Consider the following 23,054-nt stretch of genomic DNA (forward strand, 5'->3'; position numbering starts at 1 on the left):
TTAGTAAATTACTCTTCTTTTGTCTTCTCTTGTTGTGCAATTAGTAAATTGCGTAATACGTGTCCGCGGTAACTTTCTAGCTTTCGTCCTTCATGATAGCGAACACCTAATTTTTTAAGCTCAGCTACGTACCAGCCCTTTGTTCCGTAATACATGAGACCACTTCCTTTTTTCTTTTGAACAGTATATGTGCCTGGGCGAGAGAATTTTCTTTTTTTATTCATGAAATTTGTAGAATTTAATATTGAATATTCAGTTTATTTTTATTATGATTAACTTATTATCGGATGACAGTGATTAGCCTCGCTGTAAGCCCGGATTTATGTTTGAAAATGAAGAGAGTAATTTCTTTCCACTTGAGCTTCTTTAGCAGAAGTACGAGCTATAAGGATAAGGGTAGTAAAATTCAATGCAAATGTGTACATTGTTTTTCTGGCTCTTAACATAGTAACGGAGGATGAAATATGCGTAAAGGGACTTTTTTTATGGCAGGACATTCGAGACTTCCGAAAGGGATGGCTGTTCGCAGTATGTATGAAACATTAACGATTACAATTGAGGCAGATCATAAATATCACGTCATTATTGAAGCGTCATGTACGCTTGCGACAGAGCACGGTAGAGACTTCGTTTCTCAAATTTTGAGAGGACATAGTTTGCAAGATGGTATTGAAGAAATCGTTCAAGATATTATGGACCATTATCAAGGAAAAGCGCAAAATGCGATCGTCAGTGCGGTAAAAGATTTACATCGCCAATATGTAAGTTATTTAAATGATGAACAGCCCAGAGGAGAGTACGAGGAAACGACACCATAAAAACTGTCTAGTTTACAACCATAAACGAGAGCCAGTTGTATTTCTTTTTAAAGAGATACGACTGGCTTTTTATATTGAGGAGGCAAGAACTATGAAAAAGTTAAGTGAAGTTCAAGTTGTAAAACAAGAGACGAAAAAAAGAGGGTGCGCAGAAAGTAAAGGGATTTGTAAAATGTGTAAAGTATGTCGAGAAAATAATAAAAAACGAATTGACAGTTAGAATATTTTGAATTATTATTTAATTAATAAGATCCATACGAGAAATTAGCCTTCTCTATATCCGATCTTGCTTTCCTGTTTTACAAATATTTTCATACAAACTGTCTATTATTATTGTACTTTAAGAGATTAAAGAACATTCGTAATTATGAGCCAGTTGTACGTTTCTACGATTTTATGTCGTGGTATGCGTATAACTGGCTTTTTCGTTGTTAGGACAGTAAGACCGAATCTCAGCATAAGAAGATAAGGATAACTGTCTGTAAAAAGCGTCAATACGTTCTTCATATTTAAATTAGGGAGGAATTGAAATGTCGATTATTACAGAACAAAATGTGAAGATGAAATTTGCAAAGAAATATGAGGGGTATGAAATTGCTCCTCATCCAGAGCATAAACGTTTATATCATATTACGCTAAACCAGCAATTGCTTAAGCAGTTTTTTGAAGAGGTAAAAGAGCATTCAGAGCAGTCACTGCAATACATTCCTTATTCTCGGTTTAATCTTGCGGATGGAATGAGAAAGATTTTTGGGCAATCATTTATGGATAACATTCGCGGCATTATTCATGACCGTGAAACGGGCGGATTTACAATTGGGGTGCAAGGTGAAACGGCAGATCCAGCAGACTACGTGAAATTTGCAACAGCATTAACACATTTAATCGGGGAGCCAAACTTTGATGCAATGACAGGAACGTATTATGCTAGATTTAATGTGAAAGATACAGATAGTAGTGATTCTTATCTTCGTCAAGCGTACCGATTGTTTACACTTCATACAGACGGTACATTCGTTGATGAGCCGACAGATTGGCTTCTTATGATGAAAATTGAAGAGCAAAATGCAGTAGGCGGAGAATCTCGTTTACTACATTTAGACGATTGGGAAGACCTTCAGAAATTTAGAGAGCATTCACTCGCATCTGTTAAAATTACGTATAAAGCGCCACCAAGTAAAAATGCGCAAGAAATCGTCTATCGTGAAACATTTTTTGACGTAAATAACGCACCGTGTATTTGCTTTATTGATCAGTTCGCTTATCCAGATAATATTGAGCAAGCAAACTATTTGAAAGACTTATCATATTCTGTTGAAAATTCACCAGCAACACATGCATTGAAATTACCAATTGGTGACTTAGTTCTTTTAAACAACTTATTTTGGATGCACGGAAGAGCTGCATTTGAGAAAAATAAAGATTTATATAGAGAACTAATGCGTCAACGTGGTTGTTTTTCTAAATAAGTTTGTACGGCGGGTCTTAAAAAAGGCCTGCCTTTCATCATATTAAGGGGGAAGTAGGATGTATGACTTTATAATTATTGGCGGAGGAATTGTTGGGCTTTCAACGGGAATGGCTTTAACGAAAAAATTCCCTCGTGCGAAAATCGCGATCATTGAAAAAGAAAAGGAACTTGCACATCATCAAACTGGACATAATAGCGGAGTAATTCACTCTGGAATTTATTATAAACCAGGGAGTTATAAAGCGAAGTTTGCCAAAGAAGGAAACGCAGCTATGGTTCAATTTTGTAAAGAAAATGACATCGCTTATGACATGTGCGGAAAAGTAATTGTCGCTACAGAAAAGGACGAAATTCCTCTTTTACATAACTTATATGAGAGAGGCTTACAAAACGATTTACATATTGAAAAAATAGATAAGGAAGAATTAGCTGAAATTGAACCGCATGTAAAAGGACTTGGCGCAATCCGTGTTCCTTCTTGCGGGATTGCTGATTATAAAGGAGTAAGTTATGCATTTGCCCGTTTGATCCTAGAAAGCGGGGGAGAAGTACATTTAGGAACAGCGGCGGAGCGTATTACTGAGAAGAAAGACGCTGTAACAATTGAGACAAACAAAGGCACATTTAAAACGAAATTTCTCATTAACTGCGCCGGCTTACATAGTGATCGCATTGCGAAAAAGACAGGCATATTAACGGATATGAAAATTGTTCCGTTTCGTGGTGAATATTATGAACTTGTCCCAGAAAGACGCTATCTCGTAAAACATTTAATCTATCCAGTTCCAAATCCAGAATTCCCGTTTTTAGGTGTTCATTTCACAAGAATGATAAACGGCGACGTACATGCAGGACCAAACGCAGTATTAAGCTTTAAGCGAGAAGGCTATACGAAAACAGACTTCGATATAAAAGACTTCATGGAAACAATGACATACACAGGCTTTTGGAAAATGGCGATGCCAAATATGAAAGAAGGCATAAAAGAAATGGTGCGCTCATTCAGTAAACAATCATTCCTAAAAAGCTTACAGCGCTTAATACCAGAGCTAACAGACAAAGATATCGTCCCAACCCATGCAGGTGTAAGAGCACAAGCCATTTTATCAAACGGAAATATGGTTGATGACTTTTGTATTATCCCTGGCATCAATTCTCTGCACATTTGTAATGCGCCATCTCCAGCTGCAACGGCTAGTATAAAGATTGGTGAGGAGATTGCTAAGCAAGTGCCGGATGTGGTGGCGGTTAGGGTTTGATGGGTCCCTCGAGTGATTTGAGTCATAAATCCGCCTCACTTTGAACGATAATATTACCGTAAATCATGAATTTGAAGAACCCCTTCTCATAAAGTAAACCTTTAATCAGTGGTGGTTTTTCTGCAGCATTAGGGCTACGAAATTGAAAACTATTTAAAGAAAATACGACATCACTTCTATTTCTAGTTTATTAAAATAGGATTTATAATAAGAATTTCTAAAAATATAAAGGAGGGATATGCTTTGTTTCCAGGTACTTTATATGAAACACATGTTAAAACAAAAAATTTAGAAGTGGCAAAAGAGTTTTATACTAAACTTGGATTATTTCATGCTCACACTATTGAAGAACGCCGTGTAGCATTCTTTTGGTTTGATAAAGAAAATAAGAAGGAACAAATGCTGGGTATTTGGGAGGTATCGGAAGAAACATTCCATACAAGTCACTTTGCATTCAAGGTTAACTATGAAGAAATCATTCATGCAAGAGAATGGCTTCTTAATAAAGGAATAAGCCCAAGGGCTGCTTTCGGTCTTGAACCTTCCGAGCCTATGGTTCAAACGTGGACACCGACTGCAAACCTTTATTTTTACGATCCTGACGGCAATTCTTTAGAATTTCTATGTTTACTTCCTGAAAAGAAAAACGTAAAACAAGATGTCATGTATTTGAGTGAGTGGGAAAGCTTGGAGAGTGAAGAATAAATTCGATTTTTAACTCAAATCCCGCAAATCTATGGCTTAAATCACCCCCTGAGTTTTCGGGGGATTTTTTTGTTTTGGGGCCAATAATCACCTACTGTATAAAAAAGTAGACAGTGGTGTGTATTTTTCAAAAAATGTATACAGATTTATCCCGCTATTTGTGGGCAGTAAGACCCCCACCTCAAAATTCAGCGAAAGCAAAGGATTTAGGTGGGGATCAACTGCCCGTAAAAGCCCGATTGGTGTGGGCTAATAATCAGTGGGGATGGACAAAACCTCCACTGATTAAAGTTTCACTTTATACTCTATGCGTTGGCATGATACTTGCAATAAAAGGAGTATCAACATATAGGGGAGAGATAGAAATGAAGGTTAGTAAAGTGTACACGACAATTGATGCACACGTAGCTGGGGAACCGCTTCGAATTATTACGGGCGGAGTGCCAGAAATAAAAGGAGAAACGCAGCTAGAAAGACGCGCGTATTGCATGGAACATTTGGATCATCTTCGCGAGGTACTTATGTATGAACCGAGAGGACATCACGGCATGTACGGTTGTCTCATTACTCCGCCTGCGAGTGCTCATGCTGATTTTGGTGTATTATTTATGCACAATGAAGGCTGGAGTACGATGTGTGGTCACGGAATTATCGCTGTTATTACAGTAGGAATTGAAACTGGTATGTTTGAAGTGACAGGGGAAAAACAAAAATTCATTATTGATAGCCCTGCTGGGGAAGTTATTGCGTACGCAAAATTTAACGGGAGCGAAGTAGAGTCAGTATCATTTGAAAACGTTCCTTCGTTCGTATATAAGAAAGACGTTCCTATCAAAATAGATGACTATGAATTCCAAGTAGATATCGCATTTGGCGGAGCGTTCTACGCTGTTGTAGATAGTAAAGAATTTGGTTTGAAAGTTGATTTCAAAGATTTAGCTGCGATTCAAACGTGGGGAGGTAAAATTAAGCACTACATTGAGAGTCAAATGGAAGTAAAACATCCACTTGAAGAAGATTTAAAAGGAATATACGGCGTTATTTTCTCAGATGAACCGAAAGGGAAAGACGCTAGCTTACGAAATGTAACGATTTTCGCTGATGGGCAAGTAGACCGTTCTCCTTGCGGTACAGGAACCTCCGCAAGAATCGCAACTCTTTTTGAAAAAGATGCCTTACAAAAGGGAGAGATTTTCGTCCACGAATGCATTACTGACGGCCAATTTGAGGGAGAAGTATTATCCGTAACCGCAGTAGATACATATGAAGCTGTCATTCCGAAAGTAACGGGGAATGCATTTATTACAGGGTTTCATCAGTTCGTTGTAGACCCGAGAGATGATTTGAATCGAGGATTTTTGTTAAGCTAAAAGGAGGAGGTGAAAGATATGCTAGTCATAAGCGCAAACGAACAAAGAAACTTAGTAAATATGAACGAAGTCATTGAATGCGCGGCGCTTGCTTTAAAAGAATTTTCCGCAGAAAGAACGATCACACCAATTCGCGGCTCATTACCATTTGCGAACGAGAAAAATACGGCATTAATTATGCCTTCAGTAGCGGAAGGACTTGAGGCACTTGGCTTAAAAGTAGTAACAGTAGTCCCCGAGAACAAAAAGATAGGAAAGAAAACGATAAACGGGATTGTGATGCTATCAGACTTTCAAACGGGAGAACCGCTCGCACTTTTAGAAGGATCATACTTAACGATGATTCGAACAGGCGCCTTATCAGGAGTAGCGACAAAACATTTAGCTCGTCATAATGCAAAAAACTTGTGCATTATCGGAACAGGTGAACAAGCGAAAGGAATTGCAGAAGCGGTATTCGCGGTTAGAGATATCGAAAAAGTAATTTTATACAACCGAACGGAAGAAAAAGCCTATGCATTCGCGCAATATATACAAGAGAAATTTAACAAACCAGCGTACGTCTATGCAAGTCCAAATGAAGCAATAAGCGAAGCAGACATCATCGTCACAACAACGAATGCATCCACACCAGTCTTCTCAGAAAAACTACAAAAAGGCGTCCACATAAACGCCGTCGGTTCATTTAGACCGAGCATGCAAGAACTACCATCTCACGCCATCGCGGGCGCTAACAAAGTAATAGTCGAATCAAAAGAAGCAGCACTAGAAGAAACAGGTGATCTTCAAGTGCCTATAAAAGAAGGGTTATTTGAGGCAAGTGCGATCCACGCCGAACTTGGTCAAATTATAAGCGGAGAAAAAGCTGGTAGAGAGAATGATGAAGAGATTATTATTTTCAAATCGGTTGGTTTGGCGGTAGTGGATATAATTGTTGCGAAGTATTTGTATGAGAAAGCGGTGGAGAATGGGGTAGGGAATAGGATTGAGTTTTGAGGGACTGCCTTTTGGTGGTCTTTTTAATTTTGGGATAAGTTACTTTATTTGGTAATTTATAAATTTTTGTATATGAAAGTGTATTGGGGTTGTGGTGTCCTTTTGGTTTATAATGCGCTTTTGCATCTCAAATGTAATGCAAAAGCTAGGGGTTAAATGACGTCATAGGCAGTTGTTGAGCTTCTTCGTATGGGAGAACTCGAACTATAAGGAAGCGGCCGACTTTTATATAAAGAGTCAGCTATTTTTCTGTGTACAGTTTGAAATATAAAAAGCTAATTTAAAGTTTCCTGTTATATGAATGATAATCATGCTTAGTATATAAGGGGGACCTCACCTAGGTTGTGGTGTCATTTTATTAACTGTAATGAATGAAAGGTAAATAAAACAATATGAGGAGGGGTTTATTGCTTACTAATTCTTATGTGTATAAAATACTTTATTTGCAGCAGTAAAAACAGTACATAAAAGGCAGTTCCGTAAGCTTGGAACTGCCCAGAAGATTAAAATTCTTCTTTATTTCTTCATAAGTTTGTCTAATCTCAATTGTTTTTTATTGAGAACGTAAGTGTAATAAAAAGCCTATGTAAACCATTATAGAATGGTATATTATCTTTTTGCTAAGAAAAATTTACAATGGTTTATGATCACTTACCTTAAGTTTGTTATTTTCATCAACTATAAGCGTGTATTTATGCTCACCCTTATCCGCAGGTTTCTTTTTCCCATGATTATAAATATCATATTCTTCGTATGTGTATACTACGTATTCATTGGGTTTTTTTACTTCTACCTCTGTAACTTCACTCTTTAGTAGTTCCTTTGTGGTTTTGTTGGTGTAGTTTTCATCAATCTCCTGAAGTTGTGCTGCTTGAAAACTTCCTTTAGAAGTTAGATAACCTTTAACTTCATCCAAATCATTGTCATTTAGGACCCTTACATTTGCACTGTTATTTAGAGCGTGTACACTTGCGCGGTTATAGCGACTCATAAATTCATTAATTTCAGTTTTGGAAAATTTTTTTGTTTTTGCTATAACTTCACTTTGCTGTTGTTGAGTTTCTTTGAAAGGATTTTTATCAAGGACTTTCCCAATAAAATCTGTACCGTCATTTAAAAAGCCAAATAGAGCAGCACCACCTAAGATAATACCGCCTAGCGTCATTGTGTTCCCCCGTTTTTTTCAGAACGCATGAATCTTTATCTCCCCTTTTGTAAATATGAATGAATAAATTCTAGTGTAATTCTAACATGTCAACTTAGAGAAAAATAGAACTTTAGTTATTTTATGCCAAGTATATCTTTGTAAGAGAAAGTGGTGTTTATTTGATTCTTATGTTGCAAAGGTTACACATATCAAATGTAATGCAAAGGCTAGTGTTAAAGGGGATTCACAAGTAATTGTTGAACCCCTTCGCATGGGAGGGCTCGAATTCTAAGAAAGCAGCCGACTTTTATACAAAGAGTCGGCTATTTTTCTACTTATTTAATACTTTAAAGATACACATCTTAAAGAATATAAGATATTCATGTTCAAAATGCCTTGGTAATTGATTAGAGAAATGAGTTTGGAAAATAGATTAATTTTAGTTAGAGAAGAAGAACTTAGAAAAATATCAGTATTTGACTTTATTGGAGTTGTTTTTGTTTGTCCCTCATTTTCTAATTGGAGAATAAGGGACAAAGTTTTATGAAGGAGTAAATTTAGACACCAAGTATGCAGCTTTTTTACCATTCTCGCCATTCTTCTGTTATGTCTTCTTCGGATTCTAAGCCAGCTATTCGTGCTCCTGTATCGATAAATTCATAGAGATTTTCTCTTTCCATTGTTTCGATAAAATGGTCATGTTCGATATTTAATTCATTTATTTTAATAACTACCTCTTTAACAACTTGCATTACTTCGACTTCGGTTGGATTCTCACCTAATTGCTCTAAATTGTTAATGTAAGTGTCGAGAACTTTATTTGTTGCACTTATATTTTCTTCAGTGAAAAATTCCCCATCTTCATCATACTCAACCCATGAGGTTGTTGGTTTGTTTTTTTTCAATTCATCAAATGTCATGATAACCTCCTAAAAATGTTTTTTTATCTTTAATCTCATTCTACATTTTCAATTATATATAACAACCACTTCAGAGAAACTTTCTGTAGGCTGCTAGTTTTCTAACTCATTTTGCTAGGCCAGCTATTCGTGGTCTTTTTATTTTCTCCTCCGCATAAATATATTTTATCCCGCATTAACGGGCAGTAAGACTCCCACCTCAAAATTCGGCGAATGCGGAGGAGTTAGGTGGGAGATCAACTGCCCGTAAAAGCCCGATTGGTGAAGGCTAATAATCAGTGGGGGATGGACAAAACCCCCACTGATTAAAGTTTCACTTTATCGCAAGAATTCATTGATAGATTTCAAACTTTCTACCTTTGCGAAAAAGTTTGACAATACATACGGGTAGTGGTAATTTAAAACCTATAAGAAAACTCGGTATTAATTCCGAGTTTTCTTATAGGTGTAAATAGTCGAGAGGGGTCGAAATATGAAGAAGAAGTTGTTTGCATTACCATTTGTCCTACTATTACTTATTGCATTAGCGGCTTGCTCAGGGGAAAAAGATTCTTCGAAGCAAGCAGGAACTAGTACGTCAGGGACTCCGAAAGATGGAGGAACGTTAACAGTTGGTGTTAGTGATAATCCAGATACGATGAACCCGCTTTATGCGAATGATCGTGTGTCGTTAACCGTACAGCAAGCTTTATATGCACCGCTGTATCATATGGAAGACGGTAAGAAAAAGTTTGTTCTTGCTGAGAGCTTTACGCCTTCAGAGGATCAATTAACATGGACTTTAAAACTAAAAGATAATTTGAAATGGCATGATGGTAAGAAAATTACATCAGACGATATTGTATTTACATTTCAATCTATTTTAGATGAGAAGCAAAATAGTTCAAGCCGTGAAAACTTTATTTTTAAAGGAAAGCCGCTTGAGGTGAAAAAAGTGGATGAGCTAACGACTCAGTTCGTATTACCACAAGTAAGTGCATCTTTCGAAGGGGTTATGAATGATTTCTTCCCAATTCCGAAACATGTATTTGAAGGTGAAGCAGATTTAGTGAAGAGTAAGAAAAACCTACAACCTGTTGGATCAGGTCCATTTAAGTTTAAAGAGTATAAATCAGATGAGTACGTTGCATTAGATCGATTCGATGATTATGTCGGTGGTAAAGCTAAATTAGACTCTATCGTATATCGTGTTGTAAAAGACCGTAATACAGCAAATGTTTCACTACAAAATGGTCAAATCAACATGAAGATGATTGAGCCGCAAGACTTTAAGAAATTAGATAGCACGGGGAACTTCTCAATGGTGACATTCCCTGAAGGTAGATTATTCTACTTATCTTATAACCAAAATACAGATCTTATGAAGAAAAAAGAAGTGCGCCAAGCAATTGCGCATGCATTAGATAAGAAAGAAATGATTAACTCAGCATTCGTTTCTAGTCAATTTGCAGAACCAGCAAATTCAATCTTAACGCCAGACGCTATGTATTATGCAAAAGACATTAAAGATTATAAGTATGATAAAAAAGAAGCGAAAGATTTATTAGCGAAAGCTGGTGTAAAAGATAAAGAAAAAGTACGCGTTATGTATGTAACGAATAATAAAATTATGGAAAGCTTAGCGCTTTATACACAACAAAAATTACAAGAAGTTGGCTTAGAAGTTGAACTGAATGCATTAGATGCTAGTGCAGCAAGTGAAAAAAGCTTAGATAAAGCGAATAAAGAATATGATATTACATTCGGTGGTTACATAATGGGACCTGAGCCAGATTCATATAAGAGCTTATTCTTAAGCAATGCTGAATACAATTATGCACGTTATAAAAACGCTGATTTCGATAAGTTATGGGAAGAAGCTGCAGTTGAAACAGATAAAACGAAACGCGCAGAACTATACCATAAAATTCAAGAGACAGCTAGAGAAGATTTACCTTATCTACCAATCGCATATCCGAAAGCAGTTATTGCAGTAGATAAAAAGTTTGATGGATTAAAAGAAGCAAAAGCAATTCCAGTTACAATGTTTGAAGATCTATCTAAGATTTATGAAGTGAAATAAGAAACAGTAAAGAAGCTGGTGGAAATCAGCTTCTTTATCAAGTTAAAGCCTGATTGATGTGGGCTAATGAAAGTTTCACTTTATCCCGCATTAACGGGCAGTAAGACTCCCACCTCGAAATTCAACTGAAGCAAAGAAGTGAGGTGGGAGATCAACTGCTCGTAAATGCCCGATTGGTTCGGGCTAATAATCAGTGGGGATGAACACCCCCCACTGATTAAAGTTTCACTTTATCTTGAGGGGGGAAGTTTGTGTATAAAGTAATTGCAAAGAGGCTTTTAAATGCAATTCCGCTTTTATTTGTTATTTCTATTATTTCTTTTCTATTAATAAAACTAGCGCCGGGCGATCCCGTTCGAAACTTTGTAACGCCGAATATGAGTCCGATTGACGTCGAGCGTATTCGCAAAAGTTTAGGACTAGATCAACCGATTTACATGCAATATATTTTATGGTTGAAAAATATTTTAACAGGAAACTTTGGATACTCACTTCAAAATCACCGTCCTGTTTTAGAACTTATTACAGAAAGATTACCTGCAACAATCGGGTTAATGGGATCATCTTTACTCGTTTCATTTGTAATCGCAATACCACTTGGACTATTTACAGGGGTGAAAAAGAATTCTATCTTTGATCGCATCGTGAACTTTATCTCCTATGTGGGAATCTCAATGCCAGTCTTTTGGTTCGCGTTACTATTAATCTACTTATTCTCTCTAAAGTTGAACTTGCTTCCGAGTATGGGTATGCGCACAGTCGGTCAAGATTCCTTCTGGGATATTGTCCAGCACGGCATTTTACCTTGCATGGTGCTAGCGTTCCAAAACATCTCTGTTTATATGAGATATATTCGTTCCAGCACAATTCAGCAATTAGAAGAAGATTACGTACAAATTCAATATGCGTACGGTGCTTCAAAGAAAACAGTTTTATTTAATCACGTACTTCGAAACGTATTAATACCGATCATTACAATTTTCGGATTATCCATTCCAAGTTTAGTAGGCGGAGCGTTCATTACGGAAACAGTATTCTCATGGCCGGGACTTGGTTCACTTGGGGTAAATGCTATTTTTAGATTTGATTATCCAATTATTATGGCAATCACATTATTATCATCGTTCATGTTAATTCTCGGTAATTTAATTGCTGATATTTTATATGGCGTAGTAGATCCGCGCATTCGAATGAGGGGGTGATTTGGAATGAATAATAGGAGATTTCAAACGATAAAAAATAGTTTTACGAAAAATAAGTTTGTACTAATGGGAGTTATTATACTTGCGGTTTTAACAATAGCGTCTCTTTTCGCATTCGTATCACCGTATGATCCTAGCAAAATGTCGATTCCAGATCGTTTACAAGAACCAAGTTTAAGTCATCCTTTCGGCACGGATGATTACGGAAGGGATTACTTAACGAGAGCGTTATATGGCGGACGAGTTTCGCTTGCGGTTGGTTTTCTAGCGATGGTTGTTTCTATTACAATCGGGACCGCAGTAGGAACAATAAGTGGATACTTTGGCGGAAAGTTAGATAACTTCTTAATGCGAATTGTTGAAGTTTTAATGTCGATTCCATCATTCTTTTTAATGCTGTTATTAAATGCTTATTTAAAACCAGGAATTACAACACTTGTTCTTATTATCGGATTATTAACGTGGATGGACACCGCGCGTATCGTAAGGGCAGAAACGTTATCTGTAAAAGAGCGTGAGTACGTTTTATATGCAAAAGTATCTGGACAAAAATCACTCATGATTATTGTAAGACACATCATTCCTAACATTTTATCGACCATTATAATCGCAGCGACATTAACAATTGCGACATCTATTTTAATGGAATCATCACTTAGCTTCTTAGGATTAGGTATTAGAGAACCAGATTCTTCTTGGGGCAGCATGCTAAATAATGCGCAAGGGTATATAGGTGAAGCTTGGTATTTAACACTCTTCCCAGGGTTCCTTATTTTATTAACAGTACTAAGTTTTAACGTAATCGGTGAAGCGTTGAAAAAAGCTTTCGCACCAAAAGGGGCTCATCATGAGAACTAATGCTTTAAGTGAGGGGGAGTGAAAAGCGTGTCTGAAAAACTATTAGAAGTAAAAAACTTAAAGACTTCTTTTTTCATAGAAGACGGCGAAGTAGAAGCGGTTCGCGGCGTTTCATTTAGTCTGAAAAAGGGTGAAGTCGTTGGGATTGTTGGCGAATCGGGAAGCGGAAAGAGCGTTATGGCGAAATCCGTTATGGCCCTCGTTACGCCTCCGGGGAAAGTGAAAGAAGGAGAGATTCTTTTTCAAAATGAAAACGTGCTTTCTAAATCGGAGAAAGAATTACGCTCTATTAGAGGGAATCAAATTTCACTTATCTCCCAAGATCCAATGTCGGCATTAAATCCAGTTGTGAAAATTGGAAAGCAAATGACGGAAGTAATTATTCGGCATCAAAAAGTGAAAAAGAAAGAAGCACAAAATATCGCGGTCAATTTGCTAAAACAAGTTGGTCTTTCTTCACCGGAAGAAAGGGTAAAACAATATCCGCATGAACTAAGCGGCGGAATGAAGCAGCGGGTTATGATCGCAATGGCGATGTCTTGTAACCCAGACCTTCTCATTGCGGACGAACCGACGACAGCACTTGATGTAACGATACAAGCGCAAATACTAGACTTAATGAAAAACTTAAAAAATGAAACGAATATGTCGTTATTGCTCATCACGCATGATCTTGGAATTGTTGCGCAAAACTGTACACGCGTCATCGTTATGTACGGCGGACTTATTATGGAAGAAGGGCATGTACTTGATATTTTCCAATCGCCGAATCATCCATATACGAAAGGGCTATTAAACTCTCTGCCAAAAATATCGAACGGCGTAAAAGAAAGACTAGCGCCAATTCAAGGTGTAACGCCAAACTTACTACACCCGCCGAAAGGTTGCCCATTCGCAGAGCGTTGCCCACATAAAATGGACATTTGTGAAAAAGAACGTCCACCATATTTTGAAATCGGAAACGGAAGACGCTCTATGTGCTGGCTAAACGATAGGGCGGTAGGTGATTCCCATGCATGAAGAAAACTTAATTGAAGTTCGGAACTTAAAAAAGTATTTTCCTATTAAAAAAGGACTATTCGGCAGAAAAACAGAGCAATTAAAAGCAGTCGATGACCTAAGCTTCACAATTAAAAAGGGTGAAACATTTGGGCTAGTAGGAGAATCGGGCTGCGGAAAATCAACGACAGGAAGAAGCATCATTCGCTTACACGATGTCACTTCAGGTAATATCCTATTCGACGGAAAAGATATCGCAGATCTAAAAGAAAGTGAACTAAAAGAATATCGAAAAAGAATGCAAATCATTTTCCAAGATCCATACGCATCATTAAACCCGGCAATGAACGTATTCCAAATTATTAGCGAACCGATGAACATTCACGGCTCTTACACAGCCGAAGAAAGAAAAGAAATCATTCTAGACCTTCTCAAAAAAGTAGGCCTAAAAGAAGAACACCTATATCGCTACCCGCACGAATTTAGCGGAGGGCAAAGACAGCGCATCAGCATCGCGCGCGCACTATCTGTAAAACCTGACTTCATCCTATGTGACGAACCAATCTCAGCACTAGACGTCTCAGTCCAAGCACAAGTCGTAAACATGCTGCAAGACATCCAAGAAGAAACAGGCGTCACATACTTATTCATCGCACATGACCTATCCATGGTAAGACACATATCAGATAGAATCGGAGTCATGTACTTAGGAAACATAGTAGAAATTGCCGAAAGCGAAGACCTATACACAAAACCGGCACATCCATACACACAAGCACTACTCTCATCCATGCCAGAACCAGATCCAACAAACACAGGCAAAGAACGGATCATTCTAGAGGGTGAAGTACCAAGCCCACTCAACTCACCATCCGGCTGCAAATTCAGAACGCGTTGTAAATTCGCCACTGAAAAATGCGCGCAAGAAGTACCGAAGATGGTTGAGATTGCGAAGGGGCATGAGGTGGCTTGTCATTTGTTTTAGAGGGAGAGCATCGGGGGAACCTGGTGGTATTTCAGTTGGTAATATGATAGCTGGTATGGCTTGTAGCGTTAAATAATTTATATAATAAACAATTGATCATCTATTTTTCTTTACATAATCTCCAGATACAGTCCATATCAACTATAGATTCTTGTCTTATGCTAAATGTAATCAAAAAGCAAGTAGATAAAGATAATGATTAAAACATTAACTCTAGATACTTTTTTGATGAATATTACAAATAAACAGGAGGTAATGAAAAATGATTAAAACATTATTAGCAGGAGCACTTTTAAGTACAGGATTGGTAGCGGGAGGTGCAGTAGGTGCAGATGATACGAAAATGGACAATTTAAAGTCAAATGAAGATAGTTCAAATCAAGTAATTACACAAAGTGCAGATGGAACAACGTCTTTCTCACAAAACTTTGATTTACCTAAAGATGCAGTGCCAGCAACTCCTAAAGGAGACGCAAAAACTGTTGAAAGAACAGAAGGTACAGGTTCTCAAGAAGAAAAAATGGTACCAACAAAAGAAGGTACAGATTCTCAGCCTGGATTTGAAATGGGAGCCCCTGAAAAACCAGAACATGCAAAAACTGTTGAAAGAACAGAAGGTACAGGTTCTCAAGAAGGAAAAATGGTACCAACAAAAGAAGGTACAGATTCTCAATCTGGATTTGAAATGGGAGCCCCTGAAAAATCAGAACATGCAAAAACAGTTGAAAGAACAGAGGGTACAGACTCTCAAGAAGGAAAAATGGTACCAACAAAAGAAGGAAATTAAATAATATATAGTTATAACGAAGAGCATCCAAAAAGTGGTGCTCTTTTTATATTATAGGGATCCACTGGTTTTACTCAATATAGAACTGTAGTGGGAATTCAAACTAGAATATGGGTTACTGTCTCTTCAAATTATGGTGTTTGAAGCACTAGTTTTGGTGGTAACGTTACAACATAAACATTTTATTAGAGATTTTTTAAATTTACATACACTCTAGATAAACTACATATCAACTTCAGATACTTGTTTTATGATACAAGTAATCAAACAAAAGGAGGGCAATACAAAATGATTACAACAGTATTAACAGGGCACTCTTTTAAGTACAGGAGATTATTAACGGGTGGAGAAAATGTTGAAGATGTACAGACAGATAAACATATTCCATATGAACAAAATGAATTGCAGCAAACTCTAGAAAAGTACGATTCGAAGAAATTTGAGTTATAAAAAGAAAATAGATAAATATAGTGAAAATAGATAAATTGACAAGAGAAAAGCACTTTGTGTATATCACAGGTGCTTTTTATTTTCATTTTGATATAGGGCTTGAATTAAATTTTTACACTAAAATATATACGGCAAAAAAGGGGGGAGTTCATTGCACAAAGTTATTTATGGAATATTAATTTTAATTTATACTTTGTATTCATTTTTTGTAAGTGATGGAAGTGAAGTAAGGTTTATTATGGTGTTAACTATAGTACTTATCTTTTCTGTGGTTTTAGAAAAAGGAAATGCAAACAAAACGACTGATTAAAGGTCTTTTTGTTTGCATTTTTTAGTTGGCTATTAAAGTCCAGATGTTTTAGGGATAGCACCAAATCGCCATCAAGCTTAAAGAACGATTTATCCCCAAACAATAAAAATGATCCTTTTATTACAAGTTAGCACCAAATTTCGTTTTTGGGACACTATTAAATTTTTAGTTGATGAAAACACCCGCCTAAAATAGAAAACTTTTAACCTATTATCATTTATTCCGTAGCTTTTAAGGTATTTAACACGACTTTGGTTGCGTCTGCAATAAGTTTGTCATCGTATTTAGCATCTTCTTTATCATGATTAGAAAGTATAGCAAGAACAATCGGCTTTTTATTTGGTGGCCAAATAATTGCGATATCATTTCTTGTTCCGTAAGATCCCGCGCCTGTTTTATCAGCTACTTCCCATCCTTTTGGTACGCCCGCACGAATCAATTTATCTCCAGTTGTATTTCTCTTCATCCAATCTACTAATAGTTCACGTTTTTCTGTTGGAAGTGCATTTCCTAATGTAAATGATTGAAGTGTCTTAGCTATCGCTTCTGGTGTACTGGTATCATGTGTTTCTCCTGGATGCACTTCATTTAATTCAGGTTCAAATCGTTCTGAAGTAGTAACAGTATCTCCCATTTCTCTCAAGATTTTTTCAAATTCAGAGGGCCCTCCTAACTGTTTAAGAATCAAATTATGTGCTGTGCTGTCACTATATCGAACAGAAGCATCTGCAAGTTCTTTTAACGTCATTCCTGTATCAACATGCTTTTCAGTAATTGGATTATAATTAGAAAGATCTTCATGAGTATACGTAATCCTTTGATCAAGAGCTTCTAATGAGTTCTTGCGTAAAAGAGCGCCCACAGCTAATGATTTAGATGTAGATGCAAATGCAAAACGATCATCGGAATGATAAGCAACAGTTTGATTCGTACCTGTGTCCAGTGCATAAATACCAAGCTTAGCATCATATTCTTTTTCAAGTTTAGCGAAAGATTGATTACCTGTATTTTCTTGCTTAATTTGAGTAGCTTGATTCGTTTGTTTAGGTGGTTCAGATTGAGTGTTACTATTGGAACAACCTATAAGTGATACACATGAAAGTAATACTACAGGCACAATCTTTTTGTAATGTAAAATGTTAAAGAACTTGTTTAAAACGAACATAAATTTTCAACCTCTTTCAAGAATATATGGATTTTGTCTAGGTATTCTAAATACCAATGCAATTAAAGATGGCATAGGGTAACAATACTACTGTAGCTAAAATTTCACAGGTTAAAGGACATCCAAAACGTTTATCCCGCTATTTGTGGGCAGTAAGACCCCCACCTCAAAATTCAGCGGAAGCAAAGAAGTTAGGTGGGGGTCGGGCTGCCCGTAAAATCCCGATTGGTGAGGGCTGATAATCAGCGGGAGATGAACAAAACCCCCACTGATTAAAGTTTCACTTTATATGATTGATAAGTCACGGTTTGGGCTGTTTCTTTTTTGTTTCCACTTGTAATGGTTCACCTGTGAAAGTATTACAATACATACTTTTTACTTTTGGGAATAATAAGTCCTTTCTTTTTTTTGTAATACATAAAAATAGATGTCAAACGGGATATGTTGTATCCAATCTGGACAACTAGTATTAGAAATACACTTATTAGACACTCTAAGGGATAGATTTGTTCCACTTTAAGATGAGGAAGAATTTGGGGTTTGTAAAATAACAATGGAACTACGCGTTTTTTCGTCATACAAAAACCTCTACATATAAGTAGAGGTTTTTAAATTGTATATTAATGAATTATGCTTTTTTAGATAAAGCAAATCGAATTCAGGTAAACGAAGAACATAGAATACATAATTTTAACTAGATTTATTATTAGCTAGTTTATCTCCACCACTAAGCTCCGCCTCAATCTGCGAAGTCTTCGATGACTCATCCATACGCCAATACGTAATAAAGCTTATCGCGATACATCCAGCTACGTAGAAATAGAATAGTGATTCCATTCCGATACTTTTTAGCCATAATGCGATGAACTCGGCTGTTCCGCCGAATATCGCAACTGTTAGTGCATATGGTAAACCTACGCCAAGTGCGCGAATTTCAGTTGGGAAGAGTTCGGCTTTTACAATTGCGTTAATGGAAGTGTAACCAGTAACGATAATGAGGCCGACCATCATGAGTAAAAATGCTACGATTGGTTCTGTCGTTTTTTCCATAAAGAAGAAGATTGGTGCTGTTAGTAACGTTCCGAGAATACCGAAAGCCATTAATAGTGGGCGGCGTCCAATTTTATCGGATAATAGCCCTGCAATCGGTTGAAGTACAACGAATATAAGTAGTGCGACAAAGTTAATCCAGCTTACAACTTCTTTCGGGAGACCGACTGTGTTTACCATGAACTTTTGTAAATATGTTGTGTACGTATAGAATGCGACAGTGCCTCCTAGTGTTAGACCGACTACTGTTAAGACTGCTTTCGGGTGCTTCATAAGAGTGCGAACGGTTCCTGCGCTTTCGCGGTTTTTCGATTCCATATTTGAGAACTGCTCTGATTCATCCATTGTACGTCGAAGCCATAATACAGCTACTGCTCCCATCGCACCAATAATGAATGGAATACGCCATCCCCAAGCTTTCATATCTGGTTCGCTTAGTAATTGCTGAAGAACAATTTGAACGCCTAACGCAACCATCTGTCCAGCAACGAGCGTTACATATTGAAAACTTGAATAAAAACCACGGCGTCCACTACTAGCCATCTCAGATAAATATGTTGCGGAAGTTCCGTACTCTCCGCCAAGTGATAACCCTTGCAATAAACGGGCAAGAACTAAAATAATTGGTGCCATAATACCGATGCTTTCGTAACTAGGTGTACAGGCGATAATTAAAGAACCACCGGCCATAACTGTAATGGAAAGCGTTAATGCTGCCCGGCGTCCGTGCCGATCTGCATAGCGTCCCATTAATAAACTTCCGATAGGGCGCATTAAAAATCCGACTGCGAAAATAGCTGCTGTGTTCAGTAACTGACTCGTTGGATCTCCTTTAGGAAAGAACTCTGCTGAGAAGTAAACAGCGAAAGCAGAGTAAACGTACCAGTCGTACCATTCAATTAAATTGCCGACGGAACCTTTAAAGATATTGCCAGCGACTCGGTTAGATTTTACTTGAGCCATAATAATTCCTCCTCTTGCTTATAAATAAAATGATAATTATGAAAGCGTGTTCAATATAGTTGAATTGTACTGTTCTCGAGTTGAAATCTCAATATTATGACAATTTTATTCTTTTTGTACTTTATGTACATGGAGATTTTTAATAGTTGCTTCATTATTAGTTTTGTCATAATAATAGAAAAAGGAGATTGATAGTTTTGAATATTTTATCAAAGGATATGAAGTATGAAGAGATCACGCAAAGTATCATTGCAAACAAAAATAGTAAGCTTAATTATTACGTTAATTTTATTTGTCGTTCTCCTGTTAGCAGGAATATTTGTTTACATTCAGTCCGTTGATACGAAGCGCCAAGTAGAACAGTTAGCTCTGCAAACGGCTAAATCTTTGTCTTTTATGCCAGCTATAAAAGATGCTTTTCAATACAACGAGCATAAAAGTACGATTCAATCCATTGCGGAACAAGTTCGTGAGCAAGCTGGTGCAGATTATGTAATTGTGGAAGATCGTTATGGGGTTATGTATTCACATTCTAATTCTGAGTTGATTGGAACAAAAAGTAACAATCCATATAACTATGAAGCACTCACTTTTGGTGGCTATTATACACTCGAAGGAAATGGCGAAAGTGGTCCGGCTTTAATGGCGAAGGCACCCATTATTGTTCATAACGGAGACTACGATCAAGTCGTAGGCGTTGTGACAGTAGAGTTTTTAATAAAGGGTATTGAATCTAACATACTGAGCAGAACGAAAGAAATTATACTCTTTTCCTTAGCGGTATTACTAGTTGGAATCATTGGCGGCATTCTTTTAGCACGTAGCATTCGTAAAGATACACTCGGTTTGGAACCGAACGAAATTGCAGCGTTATACCGGGAACGAAGCGCGATACTACTATCTATAAAAGAAGGGATTATCGCTATTGATCAAAATGGTTTTATTACAATGATGAATACGTCGGCAGAAGAGATGCTGCATGTAAATGATGATTATATGCAGCAGCACATTTCAAAAGTTTTACCGGAATTTAATATGGAGAGAGTACTAGAAAACGATCAAGAAATAGCGTTTCAAGATAAAGTGTTTATTTTAAATAGGACACCGATACTCGAAAATAACAGTACGGTAGGTGTTGTATGTAGTTTTAGAGATAAAACAGAACTGCAAAATCTAGTGAATACAATATCTGAGGTAAGAAAATATTCCGAGGACTTACGTGCTCAAACGCATGAATTTACAAATAAGCTGTTCGTTTTATCAGGATTACTTCAGTTAGGACATTACAAAGAAGCGATTGAATTTATTCAACAAGAATCTAATATTCATCAAAGCCAAAATCATATTTTATTCCATCAAATTCATGATGCGAAAGTACAAGCTATTTTATTAGGAAAAATCGGAACAGCATCTGAGAAGAAAATTGATTTTCATATTGAAGGAGATAGTGCGCTTCAGCCATTACCAGACCATATAAAAGTTTCACACCTCATTACGATTGTTGGAAACATAATCGACAATGCGTTTGATGCGGTGAGTGCACAAGAAGAGAAGAATGTTTCCTTCTTTGTTACGGATATTGGACACGATATTGTGTTTGAAGTGATAGATAGTGGAGCGGGAGTACCGACAGAAAAAATCGCAACTATTTTTCAAAAAGGATTTTCAACGAAAGGAAATGATCGTGGTTACGGACTAGCAAATGTAAAAGAAATGGTAGATCTACTACAAGGAACAATTGAAATTCAAAACGAGAAAAATGGGGGAGCTATTTTTACAATTTACCTTCCAAAAACATTGAGAGAAAGTACATGACAAACAGGGGGATGGGCATATGTTGAAGGTTGCAATCGCAGAAGATGATTTCCGCGTCGCGCAAATTCAGGAAGAGTTTTTATCAAAAATAAAAGACGTAAAAGTGATTGGAAAAGCATTGAACGCAAAAGAAACGATGGAACTACTACAAAGGGAAGAAATCGATTTACTTCTATTAGATAATTATTTACCAGATGGAATTGGAACGGACTTATTACCGAAAATCCATGCTGACTTTCCAAACGTTGACGTCATTATGGTTACAGCGGCGAATGAAAACTATATGTTAGAAAAGGCAATTCGAAACGGCGTAAGCAATTACCTTATAAAACCGGTCACGTTAGATAAATTTGTTCGAACCATTGAAGACTATAAAAGAAAGAAGCAATTATTACATAGTAACAATGAAGTAAATCAAGCACTCATCGATAACTTCTTCGGTACCTCGCAAGTAACAGATATGAAAAACTTACCGACAGGTGTTGATCCATTAACACTGCAAAAGGTGAAAGGGATTATAAAAGGATTCGATGAGGGCATTACAATAGAAGAAATGGGAGAACAAATGGGAGCCTCCAGAACAACCGCAAGAAGATACCTAGAATACTTAGTAGCAACAAACGAATGCACAGTAGAGTACACATACGGCATTATCGGACGACCAGAACGAAAATATCGCATAGGACGAGGACTATGAAAAAACGATTATTACTATGTATATGGATCATGACAGGAGTAATAGCTGGTTGTTCTTCGGAAAAAACTCAAACGAATACAGTAAACATAGACAAAGTAGAAATCGTTGCACCAAACGTTCAAGGAGCAGGATGGGACTTAACAGCACGAGCGATGCAAAAAACGTTGACAGAAGAAAAAATCTTCACAAAACCAATCACAGTCACAAATAAAGTAGGCGGCAGTGGTGATGTCGGATGGAAATATACGAAACAAAAAGGCGGTCACGTACTGGCGATTAACTCAAGCTTACTCATAACGAACAACCTACTAGGCCACAGTAAACTAACATATAAAGACTTCACACCGCTCGCGCTACTTGCATCAGATTGGGAAGTCGTTGTCGTATCAAAAGAATCGAACATAGAAAACGCAAACGAACTAATGGAACAACTAAAACAAGACAAGAAAAACTTCAAAATCGGCGTTGCCCCAGGCCTAGGAAACGACGATCACCTATCATTTGTACAAGTAAGCAAAGCCTTCGGCATAAATCCTGCCGAACTACAATTCTTCGTCTACGAAAACAAAGAAAAAATTATAAACGCCCTAACGAACAAACAAATAGGCGCGGCAACAATGACCCTATCCGAAGCCGAAAAACAATACAAAGCCGGCAAAATAAAAATACTAGCCGTATCCGCACCAAAACGACTAGACCACCTACCAGAAATCCCAACATGGAAAGAACAAGGAATCAACGTCATCTTCCAGCACTGGAAAGGGATTATGGGCCTGAAAGATATGACGGAAGAAGAGGTTGCTTATTGGGATAGTATCATTAAGCAGATGGTGGAGAGTGATAGTTGGAAGGGGATTTTGAGGGAGAGAGGTTGGAATTCTTTTTATAAGAATAGTGGAGAGAGTAGGGTGTTTCTTGAGGAGAGTAGTCAGGAGTATGGGGAGCTAGTGGGTAATAATGGAAATTATTAAATCATACGGTATGGCGTATGATTTTTCTTTTATACATAGTTTGGTAAAATAGTA

The 23,054-nt window shown here is 37.2% G+C and carries 23 protein-coding genes; 18 read left to right on the forward strand and 5 right to left on the reverse strand.

The genetic code is table 11. From position 1 onward, the window contains the following. Positions 1-8 precede the first annotated feature (8 nt). Positions 9-224 carry a YflJ family protein gene (locus tag BAU23_RS04040; protein WP_001036193.1) on the reverse strand — a complete coding sequence of 72 codons (216 nt, stop codon included), beginning with the start codon at positions 222-224 and terminating at the stop codon, positions 9-11. A gap of 240 nt (positions 225-464) precedes the next feature. On the opposite strand from BAU23_RS04040, the gene BAU23_RS04045 reads away from it, so the two are divergent. The 7 genes from BAU23_RS04045 to BAU23_RS04070 all read left to right on the forward strand — a co-directional run bounded on the left by BAU23_RS04045 (position 465) and on the right by BAU23_RS04070 (position 6,619). Further along, positions 465-818, forward strand: coding sequence for a DUF3870 domain-containing protein (locus BAU23_RS04045; protein ID WP_071733567.1), 354 nt, complete (start codon positions 465-467; stop codon positions 816-818). 91 nt (positions 819-909) lie between these two features. Continuing rightward, the gene (locus BAU23_RS30770) at positions 910-1,038 is read left to right on the forward strand and encodes a hypothetical protein (protein WP_276327593.1); all 129 of its coding nucleotides are present in this window, start codon (positions 910-912) and stop codon (positions 1,036-1,038) included. Positions 1,039-1,348: 310 nt separating this feature from the next. Beyond that, entirely contained in the window at positions 1,349-2,287 is a 939-nt protein-coding gene (gene glaH / locus BAU23_RS04050; RefSeq protein WP_071733569.1) for a glutarate dioxygenase GlaH, read from the forward strand. A gap of 58 nt (positions 2,288-2,345) precedes the next feature. Then, entirely contained in the window at positions 2,346-3,548 is a 1,203-nt protein-coding gene (gene lhgO, locus BAU23_RS04055) for an L-2-hydroxyglutarate oxidase (RefSeq protein WP_071733571.1), read from the forward strand. 243 nt (positions 3,549-3,791) lie between these two features. Continuing rightward, positions 3,792-4,253 carry a VOC family protein gene (locus BAU23_RS04060; RefSeq protein ID WP_071733573.1) on the forward strand — a complete coding sequence of 154 codons (462 nt, stop codon included), beginning with the start codon at positions 3,792-3,794 and terminating at the stop codon, positions 4,251-4,253. Positions 4,254-4,618: 365 nt separating this feature from the next. After that, a complete protein-coding gene (locus BAU23_RS04065) occupies positions 4,619-5,623 on the forward strand; it encodes a proline racemase family protein (RefSeq protein WP_016128803.1) in 1,005 nt (334 codons plus the stop codon). Positions 5,624-5,641: 18 nt separating this feature from the next. Next, entirely contained in the window at positions 5,642-6,619 is a 978-nt protein-coding gene (locus BAU23_RS04070; RefSeq protein WP_071733575.1) for an ornithine cyclodeaminase family protein, read from the forward strand. A 631-nt stretch (positions 6,620-7,250) separates the two neighbouring features. Here BAU23_RS04070 and BAU23_RS04075 read toward each other — a convergent pair. Both BAU23_RS04075 and BAU23_RS04080 read right to left on the reverse strand, forming a co-directional pair. Next, positions 7,251-7,784, reverse strand: coding sequence for a TcaA NTF2-like domain-containing protein (locus BAU23_RS04075; protein WP_071733577.1), 534 nt, complete (start codon positions 7,782-7,784; stop codon positions 7,251-7,253). 563 nt (positions 7,785-8,347) lie between these two features. Further along, positions 8,348-8,686 (reverse strand): hypothetical protein, encoded by a 339-nt coding sequence (locus BAU23_RS04080; RefSeq protein ID WP_071733579.1) that lies wholly within the window; start codon positions 8,684-8,686, stop codon positions 8,348-8,350. 472 nt (positions 8,687-9,158) lie between these two features. Here BAU23_RS04080 and BAU23_RS04085 point away from each other — a divergent pair, with 472 nt between their 5' ends. The 8 genes from BAU23_RS04085 (at position 9,159) to BAU23_RS30105 (ending at position 16,339) form a co-directional block, all read left to right on the forward strand. Further along, positions 9,159-10,748, forward strand: a complete 1,590-nt coding sequence (locus tag BAU23_RS04085) for an ABC transporter substrate-binding protein (RefSeq protein WP_071733581.1) — start codon at positions 9,159-9,161, stop codon at positions 10,746-10,748. A 251-nt stretch (positions 10,749-10,999) separates the two neighbouring features. Further along, positions 11,000-11,950 carry an ABC transporter permease gene (locus BAU23_RS04090; protein WP_000278765.1) on the forward strand — a complete coding sequence of 317 codons (951 nt, stop codon included), beginning with the start codon at positions 11,000-11,002 and terminating at the stop codon, positions 11,948-11,950. A gap of 6 nt (positions 11,951-11,956) precedes the next feature. Next, positions 11,957-12,808 carry an ABC transporter permease gene (locus tag BAU23_RS04095; protein ID WP_001065300.1) on the forward strand — a complete coding sequence of 284 codons (852 nt, stop codon included), beginning with the start codon at positions 11,957-11,959 and terminating at the stop codon, positions 12,806-12,808. Between the two features lie 27 nt (positions 12,809-12,835). Continuing rightward, entirely contained in the window at positions 12,836-13,828 is a 993-nt protein-coding gene (locus BAU23_RS04100; RefSeq protein ID WP_002087306.1) for an ABC transporter ATP-binding protein, read from the forward strand. Further along, on the forward strand, positions 13,821-14,792 hold the full coding sequence (locus BAU23_RS04105) for an ABC transporter ATP-binding protein (protein ID WP_071733583.1): 972 nt from the start codon (positions 13,821-13,823) through the stop codon (positions 14,790-14,792). The genes BAU23_RS04100 and BAU23_RS04105 overlap by 8 nt, the downstream gene beginning before the upstream one ends. A 262-nt stretch (positions 14,793-15,054) precedes the next feature. Next, positions 15,055-15,579, forward strand: coding sequence for a hypothetical protein (locus BAU23_RS04110; protein ID WP_071733585.1), 525 nt, complete (start codon positions 15,055-15,057; stop codon positions 15,577-15,579). 288 nt (positions 15,580-15,867) lie between these two features. Further along, positions 15,868-16,029 (forward strand): hypothetical protein, encoded by a 162-nt coding sequence (locus BAU23_RS30100; protein ID WP_002150223.1) that lies wholly within the window; start codon positions 15,868-15,870, stop codon positions 16,027-16,029. 151 nt (positions 16,030-16,180) lie between these two features. Beyond that, positions 16,181-16,339 (forward strand): hypothetical protein, encoded by a 159-nt coding sequence (locus BAU23_RS30105; protein WP_002087303.1) that lies wholly within the window; start codon positions 16,181-16,183, stop codon positions 16,337-16,339. 217 nt (positions 16,340-16,556) lie between these two features. On the opposite strand, the gene blaIII is transcribed toward BAU23_RS30105, so the two are convergent. Together blaIII and BAU23_RS04125 are read right to left on the reverse strand one after the other, a co-directional pair. Continuing rightward, a complete protein-coding gene (gene blaIII / locus BAU23_RS04115) occupies positions 16,557-17,504 on the reverse strand; it encodes a class A beta-lactamase BlaIII (RefSeq protein ID WP_016128807.1) in 948 nt (315 codons plus the stop codon). A gap of 690 nt (positions 17,505-18,194) precedes the next feature. Beyond that, positions 18,195-19,517 (reverse strand): MFS transporter, encoded by a 1,323-nt coding sequence (locus BAU23_RS04125; protein ID WP_071733587.1) that lies wholly within the window; start codon positions 19,515-19,517, stop codon positions 18,195-18,197. Between the two features lie 225 nt (positions 19,518-19,742). Here BAU23_RS04125 and BAU23_RS04130 point away from each other — a divergent pair, with 225 nt between their 5' ends. The 3 genes from BAU23_RS04130 to BAU23_RS04140 are packed head-to-tail and all read left to right on the forward strand — an operon-like array spanning position 19,743 to position 23,000. Further along, positions 19,743-21,332: an ATP-binding protein gene (locus BAU23_RS04130; protein ID WP_071733589.1), complete on the forward strand. Its 1,590-nt coding sequence runs from the start codon at positions 19,743-19,745 to the stop codon at positions 21,330-21,332. Positions 21,333-21,351: 19 nt separating this feature from the next. Then, positions 21,352-22,029: a response regulator gene (locus BAU23_RS04135; protein WP_071733591.1), complete on the forward strand. Its 678-nt coding sequence runs from the start codon at positions 21,352-21,354 to the stop codon at positions 22,027-22,029. Then, a complete protein-coding gene (locus tag BAU23_RS04140; RefSeq protein ID WP_071733592.1) occupies positions 22,026-23,000 on the forward strand; it encodes a tripartite tricarboxylate transporter substrate binding protein in 975 nt (324 codons plus the stop codon). The genes BAU23_RS04135 and BAU23_RS04140 overlap by 4 nt, the downstream gene beginning before the upstream one ends. The last annotated feature ends 54 nt before the right edge of the window (positions 23,001-23,054 follow it).

This window comes from Bacillus nitratireducens, from assembly GCF_001884135.1.
Classification (GTDB): Bacteria; Bacillota; Bacilli; order Bacillales; family Bacillaceae_G; genus Bacillus_A; species Bacillus_A nitratireducens.